The organism is Streptomyces sp. NPDC107517 (assembly GCF_055582645.1).
On sequence record NZ_JBVJPM010000080.1, the window covers coordinates 1 to 6081 of the forward strand.

At 65.6% G+C, this 6081-nt stretch carries 5 protein-coding genes and 2 pseudogenes; 6 read left to right on the forward strand and 1 reads right to left on the reverse strand.

The features are described 5' to 3' along the window. On the reverse strand, positions 1 to 186 hold a 186-nt coding region (locus ACZ67T_RS45980), incomplete at its 3' end, for a hypothetical protein (RefSeq protein ID WP_469993006.1). A 370-nt stretch (positions 187 to 556) separates the two neighbouring features. On the opposite strand from ACZ67T_RS45980, the gene ACZ67T_RS45985 reads away from it, so the two are divergent. From ACZ67T_RS45985 to ACZ67T_RS46010, 6 genes and pseudogenes are all read left to right on the forward strand, one after another. Then, positions 557 to 1759 carry an IS110 family RNA-guided transposase gene (locus ACZ67T_RS45985; RefSeq protein ID WP_469993008.1) on the forward strand — a complete coding sequence of 401 codons (1203 nt, stop codon included), beginning with the start codon at positions 557 to 559 and terminating at the stop codon, positions 1757 to 1759. A gap of 66 nt (positions 1760 to 1825) precedes the next feature. Next, positions 1826 to 2472: pseudogene (locus ACZ67T_RS45990) on the forward strand (IS5 family transposase); the annotation flags it as partial. 534 nt (positions 2473 to 3006) lie between these two features. Continuing rightward, entirely contained in the window at positions 3007 to 4788 is a 1782-nt protein-coding gene (locus ACZ67T_RS45995; RefSeq protein WP_469993010.1) for a reverse transcriptase/maturase family protein, read from the forward strand. Between the two features lie 107 nt (positions 4789 to 4895). Continuing rightward, positions 4896 to 4994, forward strand: a pseudogene (locus ACZ67T_RS46000) (IS5/IS1182 family transposase); the annotation flags it as partial. A gap of 104 nt (positions 4995 to 5098) precedes the next feature. Beyond that, positions 5099 to 5488 carry a VOC family protein gene (locus tag ACZ67T_RS46005; protein WP_469993012.1) on the forward strand — a complete coding sequence of 130 codons (390 nt, stop codon included), beginning with the start codon at positions 5099 to 5101 and terminating at the stop codon, positions 5486 to 5488. 298 nt (positions 5489 to 5786) lie between these two features. Beyond that, positions 5787 to 6081, forward strand: a 295-nt coding sequence (locus tag ACZ67T_RS46010; protein ID WP_469993014.1) for a helix-turn-helix domain-containing protein, incomplete at its 3' end; no start/stop codon positions are given.

Below are 6081 nucleotides of genomic sequence, written 5' to 3' on the forward strand. Positions count from 1 at the left end.
CTGCCCGGCACCCGCCGGTGCGGGACCCTGGCCGCACTTGCCGACGATGCGTGAGCACGACGAGCAGGCCGCCACGGCGGCTACGCACATCCCCCCGACGGCACCGGGCCGCCTCCGCCCGTCGAGGCCGCCGCGTCCTGGCATGTGGCCCTGCCGGTTCTCGTCGACGCTCCGGGACAGCTCCACGCTGCTCCCGGTGACTACCCGCAAACCGTCGTGTGGCCACAGGTACGTGCGCACGACGACCCTCGTGTCCCCGCGAAGATCGACCTCGACCTGGTAGCGCACCGAGCCCCCGTTATGTTTTTCGCGGTTCCGCAACGGGACCGCTGGCCTCCGGGCCCGGCATGGCTGTTCCCCCCTGTCGAAGGGATGACCTGGGGGGTGGTGCCACCGGGCCCGAGAGGCGCCGTTGGAGACGCTGATGAGAGGTCCGACTACCGCCTGGCCTGGTGCAACGCCCGGCCTCTTGCGGGCGGCAGGTCTGCATAACGTGGATGCGCGCACGACGCCAACGCCCAGGCCAGCACACACGGCATCCGTTCGGGAGGACGGCTTGAACAACATCGACGACATAGGCGTCTTTCTCGGCCTCGACGTCGGCAAGAGCGCCCACCACGGGCACGGACTCACCCCGGCCGGCAAGAAGGTCTTCGACAAGCAACTTCCCAACACCGAACCGAAGCTGAGGGAAGTCTTCGACAAGCTGAAGACCAAGTTCGGCACGGTCCTCGTCGTGGTGGATCAGCCCGCTTCCATCGGCGCCCTCCCGCTCACGGTCGCCCGGGACACCGGATGCAAGGTCGCGTACCTGCCCGGCCTGGCCATGCGGCGGATCGCCGACCTCTACCCCGGCGAGGCCAAGACCGACGCGAAGGACGCCGCAGTGATCGCGGACGCGGCCCGCACTATGCCGCACACCCTGCGCACCCTGGAACTCACCGACGAGATCACCGCCGAGCTGACTGTGCTCATCGGCTTCGACCAGGACCTGGCGGCCGAGGCCACCCGCACCTCCAACCGGATCCGCGGTCTGCTCACCCAGTTCCACCCCAGCCTCGAGCGGGTCCTCGGCCCGCGCCTGGACCACCCGGCCATCACCTGGCTGCTGGAACGCTACGGATCCCCCGCCGGCCTGCGAAAGGCCGGACGCCGCAGGCTGGTTGAGGTGATCCGCCCCAAGGCCCCACGCATGGCGACACGGCTGATCGACGACGTCTTCGACGCCCTCGACGAGCAGACCGTCGTGGTCCCGGGCACCGGCACCCTCGACATCGTGGTCCCTTCCCTGGCCAGCTCGCTCAGCGCCGTCCACGAACAACGCCGGGCCACAGAAACCCAGATCAGCGCCCTGCTGGAGACCCACCCTCTTTCCAAAGTCCTGACCTCGATGCCGGGGGTCGCGATCAGGACCGCCGCCACCTTGCTGGTCACCGTCGGCGACGGCACCAGCTTCCCCACCGCCGCCCACCTGGCCTCCTACGCCGGTCTCGCCCCAACGACGAAGTCGTCGGGAACCTCAATCCACGGCGAACACGCACCCAGAGGCGGCAACCGGCAGCTCAAACGCGCGATGTTCCTGTCCGCGTTCGCCGCCCTGCACGACCCCGCCTCCCGCACCTACTACGACAAATGCCGGGCCAGAGGAAAGACCCACACCCAGGCCCTCCTCCGCCTGGCCCGACAACGCATCAACGTGCTCTTCGCGATGCTCCGCGACGGCACCTTCTACGAACCCCGAACCCCACGCCTCGCTTGACGAAAGACATAGAGGCACCCCCCCAGACCTGCCGCGCCAAGACCAGCGCGTACCGCCACTGCCCGGCCGACCACACCCGCAGAGCCGGGCGGTCACCATGATCTTCAGCCGGGCGGCTCGCGCGTGCCGAAGCCGGGTAACACGACCGACCGCGCCATCATCTTCGTGGCCACCTCGGGCTGCACCTGGCGGCAATTGCCGCCGGTGTTCGGGCCGGCCTGGCCCACGGTCTACCGACGCTTCGCCCAGTGGAGCCGGGAGAGGGGCTGGGCCCGGCTCCATCGGGTCATCCTCGACGAACTCGGCGCCAGAGGAGAGCTGGACTGGTCGCGGTGCGCGCTCGACTCCGTCAGCGTCCGGGCGGCAAAAGGGGGCCACTGACCGGACCGAATCCGACCGACCGCGGCAAAACAGGATCGAAAATCCACCTGCTCACCGACCGGAAGGGACTGCCCCTGTCACTGAGCATCTCCGGCGCCAACATGCACGACAGTCTCGGGCTGAAGCCACCGGTGCACGGGATTCCGCCCGTCCGCTCCCGGCGCGGGCCCCGTCGCCGGCGCCCGGCCAAGCTCCATGCCGACAAGGGCTACGACTACGACCACCTGCGCAGATGGCTCCGCAAGAGGGGCATCCGCCACCGCATCGCCCGCAAGGGCATCGAGTCGTCCGCCCGGCTGGGCCGCCATCGCTGGGTCGTCGCAAGGACAGTGTGCGCCACGAGGCGCTCTGCTTGTATCCCCGGCTCAGCCGGGAGGAACTCGGAAGGAGGTTTCTGGGCCGAATGACTTACCTGGATCCGAAAGGTGAAGGGGACAACAGCATGTCAGAAAACCAGTGACCGGGCTCAGTTGTCAGAGACGGTGTGCTGGGCGGCCCGCGCGATATGGCGAAGACTGGATTGTCTGAAGCCCAATCTCCAGAAGATGCAAGTTCCCATCCGCCGGAAATGACAGCTGAAACCGGCGCCGCACTCTGCACGGGGATTCATTGTTGCCCGGTGCACCTCCGGGGTGCGGAGCGATGTCCAGCGAGGACATTCAAGGAGATGAGTGGGACGCCTAAGTCGCGCTAGAACGTACAGACAGAGACGAACGTGGGATCGCCTACGGGACGCGAGTCCTATGGCGACGGAGGCCCCGTAGTAGTCGCCGGAGTCACGACCGGCCAGGGAGGACGGGAAAGCCGTCCGCATCGGGCGAAGGGGGCCAGGTGATTCGGACACTCGAATCCGGGAGGTATGCGTAATGCAGAGCGCCAAAACGGTGCTGGGTGTCCTGCGTGAACGCGGCAGGCGTGACCTGCCGTGCGAGGAACTGTACCGGCAACTGTTCAACCCGCAGTTGTATCTGCTGGCCTACGGTCGCATCTATGCCAACCATGGCGCGATGACGCCGGGGGTCACGTCAGAAACCGTGGACGGCATGTCACAGCGGAAGATCGACCGGATCATCGAGGCGATACGTCACGAGCGTTACCGCTTCAAACCGGTCCGACGTATCCATATCCCGAAGAAGAACGGGAAGATGCGTCCGCTGGGGCTGCCGACCTGGTCGGACAAGCTCGTCGGTGAAGTCATCCGCCTATTATTGGAGGCGTATTATGAGCCGACGTTCTCCGACCACTCGCATGGCTTCCGTCCCCGTCGGGGCTGCCACACCGCATTGCGGGAGGTGGACCACACCTGGACCGGGACATCCTGGTTCATCGAAGGGGACATCGCCGACTGCTTCGGCAGTCTGGACCATCGGGTCCTGCTGTCGATCCTCGGCGAGAAGATCCATGACCAGCGGTTTCTGCGGCTGGTGCGCAACATGCTGACAGCCGGATACCTGGAGGACTGGAAGTGGGGGGCCACGCTCTCCGGAGCACCGCAAGGCGGAGTGGCATCCCCAGTCCTGTCCAACATCTACCTGCACAAGCTGGACGAGTTCGTCGAGACAGTTCTAATTCCGGAGTACACCCGAGGGAAGCGCCGGGCCCGGAACCCGGCCTATCTGGAGTTGCAGAATCAGCTGGCGAAAGCACGTCGACGCGGCGATCGGGTTTCGGCCCGTACTATGCGTCAGCGGATGGTCAGTCTGCCAAGTGCGGATCCAGGCGATCCCGCTTACCGCAGGCTGCGCTACATACGCTATGCGGACGATCATCTCCTTGGTTTCACCGGACCGAAAGCCGAGGCCGAGCAGATCAAACAGCGTCTGGCCCAGTTCCTGCGTGGCGAACTCATCCTGGAACTGTCCCAGGAGAAGACGCTGATCACTCATGCCCGCACCGGGGCAGCGAGGTTTCTCGGTTACGAGATCACGACCCAGCACAACGATACGAAGAAGACCGGCCGTTACCGTCGAGTCAACGGTCAGATCGCTCTCCGTGTCCCACGGGACGTGATCAAAGCAAAGTGCGCCCCCTATCTCGCCCGCGGAAACCCCGGGAAGAGAACGGCCCTGATCAACAGCAGCGATCATGCGATCGTGGCGACGTTCGGGACCGTCTACCGGGGCGTTGTCCAGTACTACCTGCTCGCCGGAGATGTCTTCCGGCTGCACCGGCTGCAATGGGTCATGGAGACAGCAATGCTCAAGACCCTTGCTGCCAAGCACCGTTCGTCAGTATCGAAGATGGCTGCCAAGCACAAGGTCAGAGTCGATACCCCCAACGGGCCTCGCGTCTGCTTCGAGGCCCGAATCGAGCGGAAGAACAGAAAGCCACTGGTGGCACGGTTCGGCGGAATTCCCCTCCAACGGCAACGAGCGGTGGAACTCGCCGATCGGGAGCCGATCCGGGTGGACTATCCGCAGAAGGAACTCATCGCGAGACTCCTGGCGGATACCTGCGAGATCTGCGGAAGCAAGGGCAACGTGCAAGTGCACCACGTCCGCGCTCTCGCCGACCTCGCACATGCCGGATGGCAGCCTTCCGACTGGGCGCGCGTCATGCTCCACCGGCGCCGCAAGACGGTCGTGGCCTGCGACACCTGCCACGACCGCATCCATTCGGAAAGGCCGGCCAGACCACACACGCAGTAGTCACTGGAGAGCCGGATGACAGGGAAACCGTCATGTCCGGTTCGGCGGGAGGCCGCGCGGAACAGGACCTGCCACGGCAGGCACCTCACCGCGCGGCCGACCCAACGTCCTGGCTGGCCGGGTGCCGTCGCTTGCACTGCCGCTACGAACGCAAGGCCGAGCACTTCCTTGCCTTCGTCGGTATAGCTGCAGCCCTCATCAACTAGTCGACTTACTACGTAGACAGGACTATGATCTACGGCAACATCGCGTGTCGGTCACCGGCTGGGTGAGACATGGAGGTGTCGGGACATGCCTTCGGAGGCATTCCTTGTCAGTCGAGTTGAACCACACGATCGTCCACGCCCGGGACAACCGGGAGTCCGCAGAATTCTTCGCGAACCTGCTCAGCCTTGAGATCACCGCCGAGTGGGGTCCGTTCATCGCGGTCGGCCTGAGCAACGGCGTCACGCTGGACTTCGCCACTGTCCCCGCAGACGAGATCACTCCCCAGCACTACGCGTTCTTGATCTCCGAGGAGGAGTTCGACACGGCGTACGCGCAGATCAGACAGCGCGGCATCGAGCACTATGCCGACCCCCACCGGAAGCAGCCCGGCACGATCAACCACAACGACGGTGGCCGCGGCGTGTACTTCATGGACCCGGCGGGCCACGCCATGGAACTCATCACCGTGCCGTACGGCGGCTGGACCTCGTAACCACATGCACCGAGGGCCGCACCCCTAGCGCGGAGTGCGGCCCTCAACCGCTGCTTGTGCCCCATGTGATCGCAGCCGGCGCCCTGCGATACCAGCTCCGCCGCCTGGCGGGCACCATCAGCACCGAAGGAAACGGCGTCTACTACTGATCTTTTCGTAAGTTCAGTGGGTGTGGTGGCCGTGTGGGTGGGAGGCTGTCGGGGTGGCTCATCAACCTTCCCCTTCGGTTGCTGATTCCTCCCTACCTCCTTTGTCGCGGCCTCAGTTGGCCGAGGCGCGTCGTGTTCGGGCAGTCGCGTTGTTCGAGGACGGCGTCTCGAATGCGGAGATCGCGAAGGCCGTGGGCGTGTGTGCCGAGAGTGTGCGGCGTTGGCGGCGGGTGTGGGAGCAGGGCGGTGCTTCGGCTCTGCGGCGACGGGCTGTCACCGGACGCCCACCCAAGCTGGACGACACCCAGGTCGAGACGGTCCGGGCCGCGTTGGAGCAAGGCGCCCAGGCTCATGGTTTCGAGGCCGACCTGTGGACTCTGGAACGAGTCGGTGTGGTCGTCACCCGGGCAACGGGGGTGGAGTTGTCGCGGGCGTCAGTGTGGC

Excerpts from the sequence above, each read along its gene's own strand:
- ACZ67T_RS45995 (WP_469993010.1), top strand. The coding sequence starts at position 3,007 with ATGCAGAGCGCCAAAACGGTGCTGGGTGTCCTGCGTGAACGCGGCAGG.